The organism is Pseudomonas sp. ADPe, from assembly GCF_014843515.1.
Lineage (GTDB): Bacteria > Pseudomonadota > Gammaproteobacteria > Pseudomonadales > Pseudomonadaceae > Pseudomonas > Pseudomonas citronellolis.
The window spans coordinates 6,481,438-6,498,160 of record NZ_CP062122.1; the positions used below are offsets into that span (position 1 = coordinate 6,481,438).

16 protein-coding genes are annotated in these 16,723 nt (G+C 65.7%); 11 read left to right on the top strand and 5 right to left on the bottom strand.

All coding sequences use genetic code 11. The features are described 5' to 3' along the window. The first annotated feature begins 5 nt into the window (after positions 1-5). Together IG194_RS29285 and IG194_RS29290 are read left to right on the top strand one after the other, a co-directional pair. Complete coding sequence (locus IG194_RS29285; RefSeq protein WP_058489588.1) at positions 6-326, top strand: isochorismate lyase; 321 nt, start codon at positions 6-8, stop codon at positions 324-326. Continuing rightward, the gene (locus IG194_RS29290; protein WP_064583254.1) at positions 323-1,738 is read left to right on the top strand and encodes an isochorismate synthase; all 1,416 of its coding nucleotides are present in this window, start codon (positions 323-325) and stop codon (positions 1,736-1,738) included. The genes IG194_RS29285 and IG194_RS29290 overlap by 4 nt, the downstream gene beginning before the upstream one ends. On the opposite strand, the gene IG194_RS29295 is transcribed toward IG194_RS29290, so the two are convergent. Then, entirely contained in the window at positions 1,720-2,637 is a 918-nt protein-coding gene (locus tag IG194_RS29295; protein WP_058489590.1) for an AraC family transcriptional regulator, read from the bottom strand. The two genes, IG194_RS29290 and IG194_RS29295, sit on opposite strands and share 19 nt — an antisense overlap. Before the next feature lie 105 nt (positions 2,638-2,742). Between IG194_RS29295 and IG194_RS29300 the strand changes: the two genes are divergently transcribed. The 8 genes from IG194_RS29300 to IG194_RS29335 all read left to right on the top strand — a co-directional run bounded on the left by IG194_RS29300 (position 2,743) and on the right by IG194_RS29335 (position 9,846). Beyond that, the gene (locus tag IG194_RS29300) at positions 2,743-3,297 is read left to right on the top strand and encodes a carboxymuconolactone decarboxylase family protein (RefSeq protein WP_058489591.1); all 555 of its coding nucleotides are present in this window, start codon (positions 2,743-2,745) and stop codon (positions 3,295-3,297) included. A gap of 54 nt (positions 3,298-3,351) precedes the next feature. Continuing rightward, positions 3,352-4,413, top strand: coding sequence for an acyl-CoA dehydrogenase family protein (locus IG194_RS29305; protein WP_058489592.1), 1,062 nt, complete (start codon positions 3,352-3,354; stop codon positions 4,411-4,413). Continuing rightward, positions 4,410-5,246 (top strand): ABC transporter ATP-binding protein, encoded by an 837-nt coding sequence (locus IG194_RS29310; protein WP_058489593.1) that lies wholly within the window; start codon positions 4,410-4,412, stop codon positions 5,244-5,246. The genes IG194_RS29305 and IG194_RS29310 overlap by 4 nt, the downstream gene beginning before the upstream one ends. After that, on the top strand, positions 5,212-6,411 hold the full coding sequence (locus IG194_RS29315; RefSeq protein ID WP_058489594.1) for an ABC transporter substrate-binding protein: 1,200 nt from the start codon (positions 5,212-5,214) through the stop codon (positions 6,409-6,411). Before IG194_RS29310 ends, IG194_RS29315 begins: the two co-directional genes overlap by 35 nt. Then, positions 6,408-7,169 (top strand): ABC transporter permease, encoded by a 762-nt coding sequence (locus IG194_RS29320; RefSeq protein ID WP_058489595.1) that lies wholly within the window; start codon positions 6,408-6,410, stop codon positions 7,167-7,169. The genes IG194_RS29315 and IG194_RS29320 overlap by 4 nt, the downstream gene beginning before the upstream one ends. A gap of 81 nt (positions 7,170-7,250) precedes the next feature. Next, entirely contained in the window at positions 7,251-8,168 is a 918-nt protein-coding gene (locus tag IG194_RS29325; protein ID WP_058489596.1) for a ketopantoate reductase family protein, read from the top strand. 410 nt (positions 8,169-8,578) lie between these two features. After that, on the top strand, positions 8,579-8,869 hold the full coding sequence (locus IG194_RS29330) for a hypothetical protein (protein ID WP_134163432.1): 291 nt from the start codon (positions 8,579-8,581) through the stop codon (positions 8,867-8,869). A gap of 53 nt (positions 8,870-8,922) precedes the next feature. After that, complete coding sequence (locus tag IG194_RS29335; RefSeq protein ID WP_009622125.1) at positions 8,923-9,846, top strand: hypothetical protein; 924 nt, start codon at positions 8,923-8,925, stop codon at positions 9,844-9,846. A 116-nt stretch (positions 9,847-9,962) separates the two neighbouring features. On the opposite strand, the gene pheT is transcribed toward IG194_RS29335, so the two are convergent. The 3 genes from pheT to IG194_RS32920 are packed head-to-tail and all read right to left on the bottom strand — an operon-like array spanning position 9,963 to position 14,043. After that, positions 9,963-12,275: a phenylalanine--tRNA ligase subunit beta gene (pheT, locus tag IG194_RS29340; RefSeq protein ID WP_082996405.1), complete on the bottom strand. Its 2,313-nt coding sequence runs from the start codon at positions 12,273-12,275 to the stop codon at positions 9,963-9,965. Then, positions 12,272-13,261 carry a phenylalanine--tRNA ligase subunit alpha gene (locus IG194_RS29345; protein ID WP_058489599.1) on the bottom strand — a complete coding sequence of 330 codons (990 nt, stop codon included), beginning with the start codon at positions 13,259-13,261 and terminating at the stop codon, positions 12,272-12,274. The genes pheT and IG194_RS29345 overlap by 4 nt, the downstream gene beginning before the upstream one ends. Before the next feature lie 38 nt (positions 13,262-13,299). Further along, on the bottom strand, positions 13,300-14,043 hold the full coding sequence (locus tag IG194_RS32920; RefSeq protein ID WP_225617142.1) for a response regulator transcription factor: 744 nt from the start codon (positions 14,041-14,043) through the stop codon (positions 13,300-13,302). A gap of 424 nt (positions 14,044-14,467) precedes the next feature. On the opposite strand from IG194_RS32920, the gene IG194_RS29355 reads away from it, so the two are divergent. Continuing rightward, positions 14,468-15,598, top strand: a complete 1,131-nt coding sequence (locus tag IG194_RS29355; RefSeq protein WP_058489600.1) for an MFS transporter — start codon at positions 14,468-14,470, stop codon at positions 15,596-15,598. A 251-nt stretch (positions 15,599-15,849) separates the two neighbouring features. On the opposite strand, the gene IG194_RS29360 is transcribed toward IG194_RS29355, so the two are convergent. Beyond that, positions 15,850-16,710, bottom strand: a complete 861-nt coding sequence (locus IG194_RS29360; protein ID WP_058489601.1) for an HlyD family secretion protein — start codon at positions 16,708-16,710, stop codon at positions 15,850-15,852. Between the last annotated feature and the right edge of the window lie 13 nt (positions 16,711-16,723).

Genomic DNA, 16,723 nt, shown 5'->3' on the forward strand with positions numbered 1-16,723 from the left:
ATGCAATGAAAACCCCGGAACAATGCGGCAGCCTCGACGACGTGCGCCTGGGCATCGACAGCCTCGACCGCGAGATCATCGCCGCCCTCGGGCGGCGCCTGGCCTACGTCAAGGCGGCGGCCCGCTTCAAGCCGGACGAGGCGAGCATCGCCGCGCCGCAGCGGGTCGCCGCGATGCTGCCCGAGCGCCGCGCCTGGGCCAGCGCCGCCGGGCTGGACCCGGCCTTCATCGGCCCGCTGTATGCGCAGATCATCCAGTGGAACATCGACCAGCAGGTGCGCCACTGGCGCCATCGGCACGGGCAGCAGGAGGACGGGCAGGCATGAGCACGGAGCCGTTCGACGAACTGCGGGCGAGCTTCAGCGCGGCCGCGAGCCAGGCCCGCGAGCAGGGCCGCCCGGTGCTGGCGGTGAGCAGCACGGCCTGCGCGGAACTCGACCCCGTCCGGCTGTTCGCCGCCAACCGCCAGGTGTTCGGCCAGAGCCTGCTGTGGCGGGCCGGGGAGGGCGCCGAAGCGATGGCCGGCTTCGGTTGCACCCAGGAGATCAGCCCGCCGCCGGCCGGGCGCTTCGCCGCCAGCGCCGAGGCCTGGCGCGAGCTGCTGGCGCGCACGAGCTGGCGCGGCGCCTGCCCGCCGCGCCTGTGCGGCGGCTTCGCCTTCGACGCCCGGGCGCCGGCTGCGCCGCACTGGCGCGCCTTCGCCAGCACCTCGCTGGTGCTGCCGCGCATCCTCTACCTGCGCCGGGCCGGGCGCTCTTTCCTGGCGTTCAGCCGCTGGCTGGAGCCGGGCGCCGACGTCGACGCCGCCGTCCGTGAGCTGCGCGCCGACTGGAGCACCTTGCTGGCGCGCTACCTCCACCGCCCGCGCTGCCCGGCAGCGCTGGAGGAGGCTGAGTCGAGCGAGGCGCTGGACGCCGGGGACTGGCAGGCGCGGGTGGCGGCGGCGGTGGCGCGCATCGTCCAGGGCGAGCTGCGCAAGGTGGTGCTGGCCCGCGAAGTGCGTCTGCACGCGGCGGGCGGCTTCCCCTGCGGGCAGGTCCTGGAGCGCCTGGCCCAGGCCGGCCCTTCGGCCTGCCTGTTCGCCTTCGACCGCGGCGGCAGCTGTTTCCTCGGGGCGACCCCGGAGCGCCTGCTGCGAGTCGCCGCGGGCGAGCTGGACACCGTGGCCCTGGCCGGCACCCTGGCGCGTGGCGCCACGCCCCAGGAGGACGCCCGCCTGGGCGCCGCGTTGCTCAACAGCGCCAAGGACCGCCACGAACATGCGCTGGTGGTCGAATGCCTGCGCGAGGCGCTGTCGCCCTATTGCGAGCGCCTGCACATCGAGGCGCAGCCGCGCCTGCACCGCCTGGCGCGGGTGCAGCACCTGCTGACGCCGGTGCGTGGGCAGCTGCGCCCGGGCGTGGACGTCCTCGACCTGGTCGCGGCCCTGCATCCCACGCCGGCGGTGGGTGGCCTGCCGCGGGAGGCGGCGCTGGAACACATCCGCCGCCACGAGGGCATGGAGCGCGGCTGGTACGCCGCGCCGGTGGGCTGGTTGGACGCCGCGGGTGACGCCGAATTCTGCGTGGCGCTGCGCTCGGCCCTGGTGCGCGGCGACACGGCGCACCTGTTCGCCGGCTGCGGAATAGTCGCGGCCTCCGAGCCGCAGGCCGAGTACCGGGAAACCTGCCTGAAGTTGCGCACCATGCAGGACGCGCTGGCGCCGCTGGCGCAGGCGCCTCAGCGCCGGCTGTCCTGATCGCGGCCGCGCCGGTACGCCCCCGGCTGCTGCCCGGTGCTCTTGTGGAAGGCGCGGGTGAAGGCCGCCACCGACTGGTAGCCGACCGCCGCGGCCACCTCGGCCACGCTCTGGTCGGCCTTGAGCAGGCGGCAGGCCTGGCCCATGCGCAAGGCCAGCAGCACCTGGCCGGGGGATTGCCCGCAGGTTTCGTTGAAGCGCTTGAAGAAGGCCGAGCGCGACAGCCCGGCGCAGGCCGCCATGTCCTCCAGCGTCCAGGGCAGCTGCGGCTGCTCGATCATGCGTTCCAGCAGGCCGGCGAACTGCGGCTGCCGGGCCAGGGCCACCAGGCCGCCGAGGCCGGGGTTGTCCAGCACCTGCTGGCGCAGCACATAGAGGAACAGCAGGTGGCTCAGGCGTTCCAGCAACTGCTGCGAGGGCGCCGGCTGGCGCGCGCATTCCTCCAGGATGAGTTCGAACAGGCTGCGCGCGGCGCGTTGCGAGGGCTCCTCGGCGCGCAGCACCAGATAGGCGGGCAGCGCCTCGATGATCAGCGCCGAGAGCCCGGAGTGGAAGTGGAAGAAACCGCAGACCAGGCCGACGCCGTCCTCGGCCTGCAGCTCCAGCGCGCTCATGGCCTGGCGCGGCTGGCAGGCGGCGGCCTCGGCGCTGGCGGCGTCGGACAGCCGGTAGGGCAGGTCGCGCAGCAGGAACACGGCGTCGCCGCCCTCCAGGCGCACCGGCGCCTCGCCCTCCAGGTGCAGCCAGCAATGGCCTTGCACCACCAGGTGGAAGCTGGCCCGGGCCAGGCCCTGGGTGGAGGCGTGCCAGCCGCCGCAGTAGCGGCCCACGTGGAACAGGCTGGCGTCCAGCTCCAGGCTGTCTAATAACCAATCGACAAGGGGGCTCGACGAAATCATCTAATGAAAAGACTCAGGAGCAAGTGATAGCGACTTTAGAATATTGAACGGTTTTCTTATTACCAACAGACTTTTTCGACACCTACCGCACACGGAGTCGAACCCATGTCCCGCCTGCCCATCCAGACCCTCGACAGCGCCCCGGAAGCGGCAAAGCCGTTCCTGCAGAACGCGCTGAAGAACTCCGGCTTCATTCCCAACCTGCTCGGCGTGCTGGCCAACGCCCCGGCCGCGCTGGAGACCTACGTCACCGTCTCCGGCCTCAACGGCAAGGCCGAGCTGGGCCTGGCCGAGCGCGAGGTGGTCCAGCTGATCGCCGCCACCACTCACGGCTGCGACTTCTGCGTGGCCGGGCACACCGCGGTGGCGGCCAACAAGGCCAGGCTACCTGAGGAAGTGATAGCCGCCCTGCGCGAACAACGCGAACTGCCGGAGCCGCGCCTGGAAGCCCTGGCCGCCTTCGCTCGCGAGGCCATCGCCAGCCGCGGCGCGGTCAGCGACGCGGGGCTCGCGGCCTTCCGCGCCGCCGGCTTCAGCGACGGCAATGCCCTGGAAGTGCTGCTGGGCATCAGCCTGGCGACCCTCTGCAACTTCGCCAACGTACTGGCGCAAACGCCGCTGAACCCCGAACTGGCCAAGTACCGCTGGGAAAAGGCCTGAGTTGCGCATGACCGGGCGGCTGCCCCGCGGCTGCCCGCCAAAAGGAGAGCGACCATGCTCGATCCGACCCTGAACCACTGGCTCGACGCCCAGGCCGAGGCCCTCGACCTCGGCCATGCCGACCCGCAGTCGGTGCTGCCGCAACTGGCCAGCGCCGGGCTGTTCGGCATCGGCGTGCCCGAGGCGCGCGGCGGCGCCGGCGGCAGCCTGCTCGACGCGGTGGAGGCCATCGCCGCGGTGGCCGGCCATTCGCTGACCGCCGCCTTCGTCTTCTGGGGCCAGCGCGCCTTCATCGAATACCTGCTGCAGAGCCCCAACCAGGCGCTGGGCGAACGCCTGCTCGGCGAACTGCTGGACGGCCGCCTGGCCGGCGCCACCGGGCTGTCCAACGCCATGAAGTTCCTCTCCGGCATCGAGAGCCTGCAGGTGCGGGCCACCCCGGCCGACGACGGGTGGACGCTGGACGGCCGCCTGCCCTGGGTGACCAACCTGCGCAAGGGCCACTTCGTGGTGGCCGCGGCCATCGAGCGCGAGGGCGCGGCGCCGCTGGTGGCGGCCATCCCTTCGGCCAGCGCCGGCCTTGCGCGTTCCGACGATCTGCAACTGCTCGGCCTGCAGTCGAGCAACACTGCCGCTCTGGATTTCGACGGCGTGGCGCTGCCCCGCGAGTGGCTGCTGCACGACGACGCCCGGCGCTACCTGCCGCAGGTGCGCCCGGCCTTCCTCGGCCTGCAGTGCGCCATGACCATCGGCCTCGCGCGCCGGGCCCTGGAAGCGGTGCGCGAGCACCTGGGCGGCAGCCGCTCGGTGCTGCGCGAGGAAGAGGAACGTCTGCGCGGCGAACTGGACGGCCTGGTCGAGCGCCTGCGCGCGGGGCTTTCCAGCGGCGAGTTCAGCGCCGAACCGGCGCGGCTGTTCCGCATCCGCATCGGCCTGGCCGAAGGCGCCGCCGCGGCGGTGCAGCTGGAGCTGCAGGCCAGCGGCGGCAAGGCCTACCTCAGCCGGCACGGCGCGGCCTTCGCCCGGCGCTGGCGCGAGTCGGCCTTCGTGCCCATTGTCACGCCCAGCCTGGTGCAACTGCGCGCCGAGCTGCAGCGCCAGGAGGCGCGGGCATGAGCGAGGTGCTGCTGCAGGCCGCCGGCGTCGCCCTGGGCTACCCCGAGGGCAAGGGCTGGCGCAGCGTGCTGGAAGGCTTCGAGCTGAGCCTGGCGCCGGGGGAGGTGGTGTCCATCCTCGGCCCCAGCGGTGTCGGCAAGTCCAGCCTGCTGCGCGTGCTGGCCGGGCTGCAGAAGCCGGCGGCGGGCGGCGTGCGCCTGCTCGGCGAGGCCATCGACGGCCCGCACCCGCGCGTCGCCGTGGCCTTCCAGGACCCGAGCCTGCTGCCCTGGCTGAGCCTGGAGAAGAACGTCGCCTTCGGCCTGGACTTCGCCCGCCAGCCGAAGCAGGACAAGGCTACGCTGCACCAGCGCGTCGACCAGGCGATCGCCGCTGTCGGCCTGCAACACGCGCGCGGCTACCTGCCGGCGCAGCTTTCCGGCGGCATGGCCCAGCGCGCCGCGCTGGCCCGCTGCCTGGCGCGCCAGCCGCAGGTGCTGCTGCTGGACGAACCCTTCGGCGCGCTGGACGAAGTGACCCGCGCCGACATGCAGCAACTGCTGCTGCAGGTGATCCACGAACGGCACACCGCCGCTGTGCTCATCACCCACGACATCGACGAGGCCCTGCTGCTCTCCGAACGCATCCTGCTACTGGGCGACACCCCGGCGCGGACGTTGGGCGAATGGCGCATCGACCTGCCGCAACCCCGTGCGGAGCTGGTCGAGGAACTGGGCGCGCTGCGGGTCGAGATCCTCAAAACCCTACGGCGGGCGAGCCGATCCCACGCGAATTCCCACCCTGCGCCGGAGGCTGCCCATGTGCCTGGACGATCCCACTCATTCTCGACGTGACATTCTCAAACTCGCTGCGCTGCTCTCCGCAGCCGGCGCGCTGCCGCTGCTGACCAGCCTGCGCGCCCGCGCCGCCAGCGAGCCGGACGCCCCGGTGCGCATCGGCTACCTGCCGATCACCGACGCCACTCCGTTGCTGGTGGCCCACGCCAACGGCCTGTTCGAGGTCGAGGGCATCAAGGCCGAGCGCCCGGTGCTGCTGCGCAGCTGGGCGCAGGTCATCGAGGCGTTCATCTCCGGGCAGGTCAACGTCATCCACCTGCTATCGCCGATGACTGTCTGGGCCCGCTACGGCAGCAAGGTGCCGGCCAAGGTAGTGGCCTGGAACCATGTTGGTGGCTCCGGCCTGACCGTGGCGCCGGACATCACCGAGCTGAAGCAGCTGGGCGGGCGCACCCTGGCCATCCCGTTCTGGTACTCGATCCACAACGTGGTGCTGCAGCAACTGCTGCGCGACAACGGCCTGGCGGCGGTGAGCAAGCCGGCCGACGCGGCGCTGGCGGCCAACGAGGTCAACCTGGTGGTGCTGCCGCCCTCGGACATGCCGCCGGCCCTGGCCAGCGGGCGCATCGCCGGCTACATCGTCGCCGAGCCGTTCAACGCCCTGGCGGAGAACCTCAAGGTCGGGCGCATCCAGCGCTTCACCGGCGACGTCTGGCGCAACCACGCCTGCTGCGTGGTGTTCATGCACGAGCACGACCTGAACGGCCGCCCGGAATGGTCGCAGAAGGTGGTCAACGCCATCGTCAAGGCCCAGCTGTGGACCCGCGACAACCGCGCCGAGGCGGCGAAGCTGCTGTCCAAGGACGGCGCCAACCGCTACACCCCGCACGCGCCGGAAGTGCTCGGCCGGGTGCTGGCCCCGGCGCCCGGCGAGCGCGAGAAGTACCTGGCCGACGGCGCCATCCGCCACGCCGACTGGCACGAGGAGCGCATCGACTTCCAGCCGTACCCGTTCCCCAGCTACACCGAGGAACTGGTCAGGCGCCTGAAGGACACCCTGATCCAGGGCGACAAGGGCTTCCTCGCCGCGCTGGACCCGGCGCACACCGCGCAGGACCTGGTGGACGACCGCTTCGTGCGCAACGCCCTGGCCCAGGTCGGCGGCCTCGGCGCCTTCGGCCTGCCCGAGGGCTTCGCGCGCAGCGAGGAGATCGCCACGTGACGGCGCCGGCACTCTCCGGCCGCCGCCACTGGCTGCTGGGCCTGGCCGGGCTGCTGGCGTTGCTCGGCCTGTGGTGGAGCGGCGTGCACCTGTTCGGCGGCGACGGCCTGGGCCAGCTGTTCTCGCCCCAGGCCACCCTGGCCAGCCTGGGCGAGCTGCTGGGCCGCGCGGAGCTGTACCAGCACGTGCTGGTGAGCCTCAGGCGCGTGCTGCTCGGCCTGCTCCTGGCGCTGGCGGTGGGCGTGCCCCTGGGCTTGCTGGTGGGCGCCTCGCGCAATCTGGAGGCGGCCACCACGCCGGCCTTCCAGTTCCTGCGGATGATCTCGCCGCTGTCGTGGATGCCCATCGCGGTGATGCTGATGGGCGTGGGCGACCAGCCGATCTACTTCCTGCTGGCCTTCGCCGCGGTCTGGCCGATCCTGCTCAACACCGCCGCCGGCGTGCGCCAGCTCGACCCGCGCTGGCTGCAGCTCTCCCGCAGCCTCAGCGCCACGCCCTGGGAGACGCTGCGCAAGGTGATCCTGCCCGGCGTGCTCGGCCACGTGCTGACCGGCGTGCGCCTGGCCATCGGCATCCTCTGGATCGTCCTGGTGCCCTGCGAGATGCTCGGCGTCAGCGCCGGGCTGGGCTACTACATCCTCGACACCCGTGACCGCCTGGCCTACTCGGAACTGATGGCCATGGTCCTGCTGATCGGCGCCCTGGGCTTCGCCCTCGACGCCCTCGCGCGCAGCCTGTACCGCCGGCGGGCGGGCTAGGCCATGCATTTTCCCGGCACTGCGTCTATATACAGGCAATGAGCCGGCGCCATCGCGCCGGGCAGCCGAGGAGGGTGGGCCATGCGCATTCTTGTGGTCGGGGCGGGTTCCACGGGTGGTTTCTTCGGCGCGTGCCTGGCCCGGGCCGGGCGCGACGTGACCTTCCTGGTGCGCGCCGGGCGGGCGCACCAGTTGCAGCAGGAAGGGCTGCAGGTGCTCAGCCCCCATGGCGATTTCGTGCTGACGCCGCAACTGGTCGGCGCCGAGCACCTGGACGGGCCCTACGACCTCATCCTGCTGACGGTGAAGGCCTACGCCCTGGAGGCGGCGCTGCGCGACATCGCCCCGGCGGTGGGGCCGGGCACGATGATCCTGCCGGTGCTCAACGGCATGCACCAGGTCGACGCCATCGTCGATCACTTCGGCCGCGGGCCGCTGCTGGGCGGCGTGTGCAAGATCGCCAGCACCCTGGACGAGCGCGGCCGCATCGTCCAGTACGGCACCCTCAACGAACTCTCCTACGGCGAGATGGACGGCGCCCGCAGCGAGCGCATCCTGCGCCTGGACGCACTGCTGCAGGACGCCGGCTTCGACGCCCGCCTGAGCCCCGACATCCACCGCGAGATGTGGGAGAAGTGGGTGCTGTTGGCCGCCCTGGGCGGCATCACTTGCCTGATGCGCGGCAACGTCGGCTCGGTGGTCGCCGCGCCCCAGGGCGAGGCCTTCGTCAACCGCCTGCTGGACGAGGTGGTGGCGGTGGTCCGCGCAGTGGGCCTGGAACCGCGCGAAGCCTTCCTCGCCGAGGCGCGCCGGCAGCTGACCCTGCACGGCTCGCCGCAGACCTCGTCGATGTACCGCGACCTGATCGGCGGCCGCCCGGTGGAAGCCGAGCAGATCATCGGCGACCTGCTCGGCCGCGGCCAGGCGGCCGGGCTGGACCTACCGCTGCTGCAGGCGGCCTTCGTGCACCTGGCGGTGTACGAGCAGGGGATGGGCTGAGCGGGGTTGGAAGGACCAGTCGCTTCCTGAGTGCCTGCAGGAATAGGCCAGGCGTTGCAGGCAGCACTATAGCGGGGTGGCAATCGGATGGCCATTTCGATATCCGCCTGCTGACCTCATCCGACGATCCTGAGTACTCCCCCCCGAGCGGACGGAGCGGTGCGCTTTGGGCCTGGCTATCCATCCATGGCGGCCATTGCCAGGCGCGGAGCCGGCAGATACTGGCAGCCGGATAACGCTGCTATTCATGCTCTCCACACGCCCTGGCACGAAGCGAGTCCGAGTCACTCATGGAATAACGGGCCATCGGACATCAGCACGAATGAGCGTTATCACACCAGAGTGAAATCCCCTCAGGACTCTCCAATAATCCGGGGCTTATGGAGGAAACCTCCTGTCAGTACTTTCAAGTGTCTTCCAATATCATGGGTTTATTGTTCCTTGTTGATATCTATAGCTGGTGGGCTGTTGAGATTTTTTGTTTCGCCTCCTTCCTGTTCGATCGGATAGTTGGAAAGTTCTCTATAGAGAATTACGTTGGTTTCCGTCGGGCGCTGATCTGGTTCTGTGCCTGGCTTAATCAAGAAAATCAACTGGAGACTGAAAACATGAAAAATCAAAACAGTGATGCTCTGGACGCCTCGGGGTTTAGTTGGCCGCCGCTTTCCTGGTCGCCTGCGCATGACGAGACGTCCATCTGAGTGCTGAATGTGAGGGAGGCGAAAGCCTCTCTCACTAGTGGAGGAGATGTGAGATGCATAGACAAAATGGAATTCTTGATCTATTCGACTCGAGTGAAGTCATCATCCTTAGCGACAACGAGACGTTTAATTCGCTGGTTTCCGAGCAGGGTTGGCCAACGGCAAATTTGGCTGAGTTATCGCGTGCTCCGCAATGCTCCGTGGTTTTTTCATTCAGTGATGCCGCAGCAATCCGTTCGCATGATTTGGCTGCACAGTATCCGGAGTCGCGGATGGTCTTTTGTGCTCTTCACGTCTTCGATGCTTCGCTGGAAACCGCCCTCTATTCCTTCGATCTCATGTGCGCCAGCGATTTCAAAAACGCATTGGAAAAACAATGCATTGCAGCGGAAATGATGGAAACCTCTTCTCGTTTGCGACTTTGTGGGCAGGGTGCCGATGGCTGGGTCGATCTGGACAGCTCGGTCAAGCCTTACGCGCTGCTCAAGAGTGTCGAGGGGCCCTTCGTTCATTCGGTAGCGGAGTTCTTCGAAGTGCACCACGCGCATTTGCATAGGAAGCAGGCCGCGCCCTTTTGGGTGAGTGGTGAGTTTTTGGTATCAGGCGTGCTTTCAGTCATGCGTCCGACGGGGCGACTCCCTTATGAAAACTCCACTCGTGACGTGGATGCATTCGTGCAGAAAGTGGCCGCCGCCAACTCGGTAAAAATGATCGTCACTGACAATAAGGTGACGTCATTTTGCATTGATGCCGAGGAACAAGTAGATTTCCTGCGAATTTTGGGTGGTGATCGTCAAGAGTTGGTAACAGAGTTTGCGATAGGTGTGAATGAAGCGATCGAGGAGAAAATCGACTATGCCAGAAACTCCCAGTTGAATGAGGGTATAGAGGGTATTCACCTGGCAATTGGTGACGGTGTTTCCGGATATCACATCGATTTTCTGTGCCCCTCGGTTGGTGTTGAAGTAGAAGGGTAAGTATTGGGGACGGAATATGCACCTCGTTATGAGGTGCATATTCCGCCCGTTGAGCAGCTGGACTTGCAGGAAACTTGGCGACGTCCGCCGTAAAAGAGCAGGAAATGGTGACTTCGCTATTCTCGAAGTGAGATTCCTTCTCCCAGAATGGCCTCCCTTGTTTTCCTCATTAACTCAACTATGTCTGCTTCGGTCAGTGAACGTTCCGGGTGCCTGAACGAGAGGCGTACCCCCAGACTCATCGTTCCTGCTGGCAGGTTTTCCCCTTCATAGCGATCAAATAGGCGGATTTCTTCCAGCAGGGGCGCGCTAGACATCTTGATCAGTTGTTCCAGTATCCGATATTCGTAGCCTCTTGGCAGTAATACCGAAATGTCCCGTTCCGCGGCGGGGTGGCGCTGGAGACTTGAGAATGTCGATGGATTGCTTGGCAGGGGCAGATCGAGTTCCGCCAGATAGATTTCTTTTCGCCCAAGCCTGTCTTCCAGGCTCGGGTGGATTCGCCCCGCATGGCCAATGACCTTGCCACCGTAGCCTATGCTGGCCGTGATGCACGGGTGTAGACCAGGTACCGTCGCCGGGCGCCAGTCGAGGCTGATATTGGCGCTAGCGGCCAAGGATTGCAGGATTCCTTTCAACAAGAAGAAATCCACTTTCCTTCCAGGGAGCCAGGAAGGTGCCTCGAAATGGCCGCATACCAGCAGCCCGATCTTTTCTTTTTCCTGCTTGCCGAAGACATGGCCGATTTCGAATAGCATGAGGTCGGTTTGCTGGTGATTGTTCCTGGCCAACTCCAGCAACCCCGGCCATAAGCTGTTTCTCAGTACGGATTTTTCATTGCTGAGGGGTTTGGTGAGTGCTACGCGCATCCCCTCGGCATCGAACACCTGATGCTCCTGGGGGCTGATAAACGCGTAATTTATCACCTCCTGGAAACCCGAGGCGGCCATCCAGCCGCGAATCGCGCGATGAGTGCAGTCGTTGATTCCTGGCGTGAAGTCCAGCTTCGGCAGTGTTTCCGGGATGTGCTCATAACCAACGAGTCTGGCAATCTCTTCCACCAGATCTTCTTCGTGCTGTAGATCGAACCGCCAAGTGGGTGGGATAACCTCCCAGGTCCACTTTGCGGGCGAAATGACACACCCTAGGCGGCCCAACAGCCGCTGCTGAATCTCCTCTGGAACATCCAGGGCCGCTATCTGTAGAAGTCGGGAGGGACGGTAGTGGATTGGCGCGCGAATGACGTCCGTTCCTGTGTCCACTATGCATTCACTCCTGTTGCCGCCCGCCAGTTCCACGATCAGCGCTGCCGCGCGGGCCAATGCGATGGGAGCCAGATTCGGGTCGACCCCTCGCTCGAAGCGGTACTGGGCATCGCTACCCAACTTGTGTCTCCTGGCACATCTGCGGACGGCCTGCGCATCGTAGTTCGCCGCCTCCAGAAGCAGGGAGGTGGTGCTATCGTTGATTTTTCTCGACATGCCCACCACCACTCCCGCCAGGCCAATGACTTCATGGCGCCGAGAGGAGAGTTGGGCGCTTACCACCATATCGGATGAAGTGAGTTGAACGGTTGTGCCGTTTCCCAACTCCAGGCTCTCTTTGGGGGACGCCCGTCGAACGGCAATCGAGATCATGTCCTGCTTTCGGTCGTAGGCCTGGAGCGGCTGGCCCAACTCGAAGGTGACGTAGCGGGTGATGTCGCTGACGTTGTTCTCCGGTGCCAGGCCCAGGGCGACCAGGCGGCGTTGAAGCCAGATCGGGCTGGGGGCGGGCCTGACTTCGTCAATGCTTGAGGCGACGAGACGCTTGCAAAGCGCGTCGGTGTAGAGGCGTAACGGTTTTTGCGGCGCACTGGCTGGTGCGGGGGCTGGGTTCTTGTACGGGATTTGCAGTTTGGCGGCAAGATCGCGAGCGACGCCCAGGATACTCAGGGCGTCAGCGCGGTTGGGCGTGACTTCCAACTCGAATACGACCTCGGGAGGCCAGTCCAATTTCATGCCAGGCGACATATCGGCGCCGAACTTCAAGGTTTGTTTTCCAGTCTCCGGCAGCGCTACGTCCGCTGTCGTGCAGATCGACGCCAAGGTCGCGGGTGTTCTGCTTCCCGGCAAGTCCAGGGGCGGTGTCGTTACGGATTCGGGAGGAAGGAAGACGACGCCAACTCGGTCGCCCTCGGTGAGATCGGGCAAGTCGCTGAGAACTGTATGGGTTGTGTTTCCGTCCCGGAGTTTTACTGGCCTGGGTGTCAGATTTGGCGCCAGTGGCGCGAGCGTTTCCACTTCGACGACAACGGCTGTTCGGGGGAGGCCGGCGAGTTGGATGCTCCTCTCGACATTCAAGCCAATGCCACAAAGCAGTTCGGCAGTCTCGGCGGGAGAGGGCAGGCCTGGCACCCATTCGGCCAGCCAGGAATAGGGCACTTTCATACGGCTGTCCCCCGAACCTGGCGGAGGAAACGAGTGTCATTCTGATGGAAGTAGCGAATGTCTGGAATTCCATAGGCAATCATTGCAAGGCGTTCGATACCCAGGCCGAAGGCGAACCCGCTGACGTTTCGATAGCCGACGCCCTCCAGAACATTGGGATGCACCATCCCGCAACCGCCGAGCTCCAGCCATTCCTGCTGGCCGCTGCGAGGGTTGTGCCACCAGACTGAAAATTCGGCCCCGGGTTCGACGAAGGGAAAGTAGGAGGGTTGAAGGCGGGTTTTCGCGCTGTCACCAAACAGGGCTGTCGCTACGGCGCTGATGGCGCCCCGCAAGTCACTCATGCTGAGGCCCTCGCCCACTACCAGAGCTTCCAATTGATGAAACTGGGCTTCATGGGTCTGGTCTACCGCCTCGTTGCGAAACACCTTGCCGGGGGAGACGACCCTGAAGGGTGGGGCGTGGGTCTCCATGTAGCGCACCTGGACCGAACTGGTGTGTGTTCTGAGCAGACGGCCGTCGTGAGTCCAGAACGTATCCTGGGTGTCTCTGGCGGGGTGGTCGTCGGGGAAGTTGAGCGATTTGAAGTTGTAGTGGTCGCTTTCCAGTTCCGGGCCCGCGATAACTTCGTATCCCAGCGACTGGAAGATATCCAGCAACCGGCCGATGGTGCGGGTTAGAGGGTGCAGGCCTCCACAGGAGAGCGCGGCACCAGGGAGGGTGACATCCACGGACTGGTCGTTCAGGGCTTGCAACCTGGCTGCCGTCGCTAGATTGTCCTTCTGGATTTCTATCGCACCTAGGCAGTTTCTCTTCAACTCATTGAGACCTGCGGCCACCGATGCTCGCTCTGCTTCGGGCAGCTCTTTGAGGCGACTGAGTTCTCTGGTAATTAACCCTGACTTTCCTAGGTATTTTACTCTGAGTGTGTTCAGTTCCTCGATTGTGCTGGCCTTGTGTATTTCCGCGAGAATGTTTTCTATCAAGGTTTTTTCTCCTTGTTTTCCTGATCGGTGCTGGCTGGCTATATCCAGCCGTGGCTGATCGTGTGGCTCAAGGCTTGTGCGCGAGAGGTGACTTGGAGTTTCTTGTAGATATTCGAGAAGTGAAACTTCACGGTGGGCTCCGAGATAGAAATCAGCTGTCCTATTTCCCATGCTGTTTTCCCCATGGCGGACCACTTCAGTACCTCGAGTTCGCGGTCGGATAAAGGACTGCCACGGGCGTGCAGGCATTCGACCAACGCTGTCCGAATGGCCGGAGCTAAGGCACTGATAACGTATTTGTCGGTATCATCCAGTTGGTGGCTTTCCGTCAGGACCGAACAGATGACTGCCGAGTTTGTCTTCGCTGACTTCTGACAGGGTGGGGGAAGGTAGATGAACTCATGGAGGGACTTTCCTTCGGCGCTGCCATGGCCGATCGACTCCGGGCCCGGCGGCTTTGCCGCTTTCCACCAACGCGAGGAAGGGCTTTTCATTAAAGGGATCAATGAGCGTGGAGTGATATTGGACGCATAGGGCGGATGGCTCTCTGCAATGCCGTCCGAGTGGCGGGCCGACTCTATCGACAAAATAAGTGCTGGCGTTTCGCCTCCGCTTATCTGGAGAATGCTTACCTGGACCACCTCAAGGGCCTGGCGCATCCAGATAATGGCCTTTTCGACTGCGTCTTTGTTCTTCTCGGTAACACAGGTGATGACATGATCGGTCAGTGCTTCTTGGTCTTCTGGGCTCAACCATATTTTTGTCGTCTGTTTTTCTTTCATGGCAATGTCCCTTGCTGTTGTGTCCGATAGCTTTCCTTTTTCCGGGTTACAGACTGCCTTGCGGCGCCCTCAATGAAGAATTGCGTCGTTTCAGATTGTGGCAGGTCGGCGGATTTTTCAATTGACGACTTGCCAGGTGATTATCCACTTCTTTGTACGAAAAGTATTAGGTGTGTGAATTTTCTGTTTGGTTCTAATGGATAGGGATTACTGGGTGTAACTTTTTGAGGAGTTTTTAGGGTTGACCGTGAAAGTTCCTGCCTTGGATTGCAGCGTTTACCTTTCGCGTCGAAGAATTTTCTTGCAAGGTTGTCTGAGCCAACAAAATCTTCAACCTGTAGCTGCGGCATCTAAAGCCTTCTGGCTCGGCAGACGGGCGCGCATCGGGTAAGGTGCGCGCTTGCCTTGTCGTCCGGGAGGGACCATGTCGTCAGACCCCGCGCAGCTACGCCTGCGCCGCGCCGATAACGATTCCCGCCGCGCCGCCCAGGTCCTGGGCCTGTGCCTGCCCGGCGATGTGGTGCTCTACCTGCTGCTGCCCATGTACGCCGCCGACTTCGGCGTCAGCCTGGCCCAGGCGGGCATCCTGCTGGCGGCCAACCGCCTGGTGCGCATCGTCGGCTACGGCTGGGTGGTGCGCTTCTACGCCCGCCACGGCGACCGCGCCACCTGCAGCCTGGCGGCCTGCGCCTCGGCGTTGTGCGCGCTGGGGTATGCGACGCTCTCCGGCGTCGCCGCGCTGCTGGTGCTGCGCCTGATGTGGGGCCTGAGCTACGCCAGCTTCAACCTCAGCACCCAGACCCTGGCCACCGCCGAGGCCCAGGGCGCCGCGCGCCGCGCCGGGCGTTCGCGGGCGACCATCTCCATCGGGCCGATGCTGGCGTTGCCGCTGGCGGCGGTGATGGCCCAGGCCTGGGGGCCGCGCAGCGTGTTCTTCGTGCTCTGCGCCAGCGCATTGCTGGGCCTGTGGCGGGCGCGCTCGCTACCGGCCCAGGGGCACGACCTGCATACCCCCAGCGGGCGCCGCCTGCGCCTGCCGGACAGCATCGCCACCTGGTCCTTCATCGAGGGCGTGACCCTCGACGGCCTGTTCATCTTCGGCCTGTCGCTGTACGCGGAAAGCCACCTGGGCGGCACCGGCGTGCTGGTGGCGGGCATCCTGATGGCGGTGCGCTACCTCAGCGAGATGCTCTTCAGCCCCTTCGGCGGCCGCCTGGCCGACCACTTCGGCGCGCTGCGCATGCTGGTGACGCTGTCCCTGGCGACCTCGGCGGCGTTGCTGATCTTCGGCAGCCACTGGCTGTTCGTCGGCGCCTTCCTGGTCCTACTGCTGCGCGCCCTGCAGCTGCCGCTGGTGATGACCCTGGTGGCCCAGCGCAACCCGCAGAACCGCATCCAGGCCCTGGCCGGCAACGCCATCTGGCGCGACATAGGCGCAGGCCTGGGGCCGATGCTGGCCGGCGTGCTGCTGCCGGTGGTGCCGGCGTTCTGGGCCTACGCCGGCGCCGCGGCGGTGCTGGCGCTCAGCGCGCTGGGGTGTGCCTGGCGGCGTTGATCGTGTGGGTTCGATCGCGGACGGAGTCCGCTCCTACCCCTCCGGCAAACACAATGCCCGTAGGATGGTGTTGAGCGAAGCGATACCCATCGCCATGACCGCATGGGTTTCGCAAGCTCAACCCATCCTACGAAGAGCACCCCGGCGCGGCCTGTAGGAGCGCGCCCTGCGCGCGATTCGCGGGCAGGGCCCGCTCCTACAGGGAATGGTGCGGGCGGGGCGGCGTAGGAGCGGATCTCGTCCGCGATGCTCTAAGGGCTGGCCTCGATATTGACCGTGGCGGTCATGCCGGCGCTGAGGTGGATGTCCTTCGGCACCTCCAGCAGCTCGATGCGCACCGGGATGCGCTGGGCCAGGCGCACCCAGTTGAAGGTCGGCTCGACGTTGGCCAGCAACTGGGTGTCGGGCAGGGCGTTGCGGTCGGTGATGCCGCTGCTGATGCTCTGCACCCGGCCCTTGAGCACGCGTTCGCCGCTCATCAGCGTCACCCGCGCGCGCTGGCCGACGTGGATGCCGGGCAGCTTGGTTTCCTCGAAGTAGGCGGTGACGTAGAACGAGCCCTGGTCCACCAGGGCCATGGCGGCCTGGCCGGTCTGCGCGTAGTTGCCCTGGGCCAGGCGCAGGTTGGTCACCTGGCCGTCGCGCGGGGCGCGCACCTCGCTGCGCTGCAGGTTGATCTCGGCCAGGTGCGCCGCGGCCAGGGCTTCCTGGTACTGGCTGTTGGCGATATTGGCGTTGAGCTGCGCGGTCTCGCGGTCCTCGGCGCTGATCGCCGCGCTGGTCAGGCGCTTGCGGCGGTTGGCTTCGCTCTGCCGCAGCAGGTATTCCTGCTTGCGCGTCTCGGCCAGGGCGCGGGCCTGGTCGAGGTTGGCCTGGTAGCGGTCGCGGTCGATGCGCATCAACAGGTCGCCGGCCTTGACCTTCTGGTTGTCGACGATGGGCAGCTCGGTGACCCAGCCGGACACGTCCGGGGCGATCACCACCACGTCGGCGCGCACCCGGGCGTCCCGCGTCCAGGGCGAGAGCATGTAGTAGCGCCACAGCCAGAGCCCCGCCAGCACGGCGGCGGCGACCACCAGCAAGGTGGTCAGCACTCGCAGGAAACCTCGCACGCAACGCTCCTCG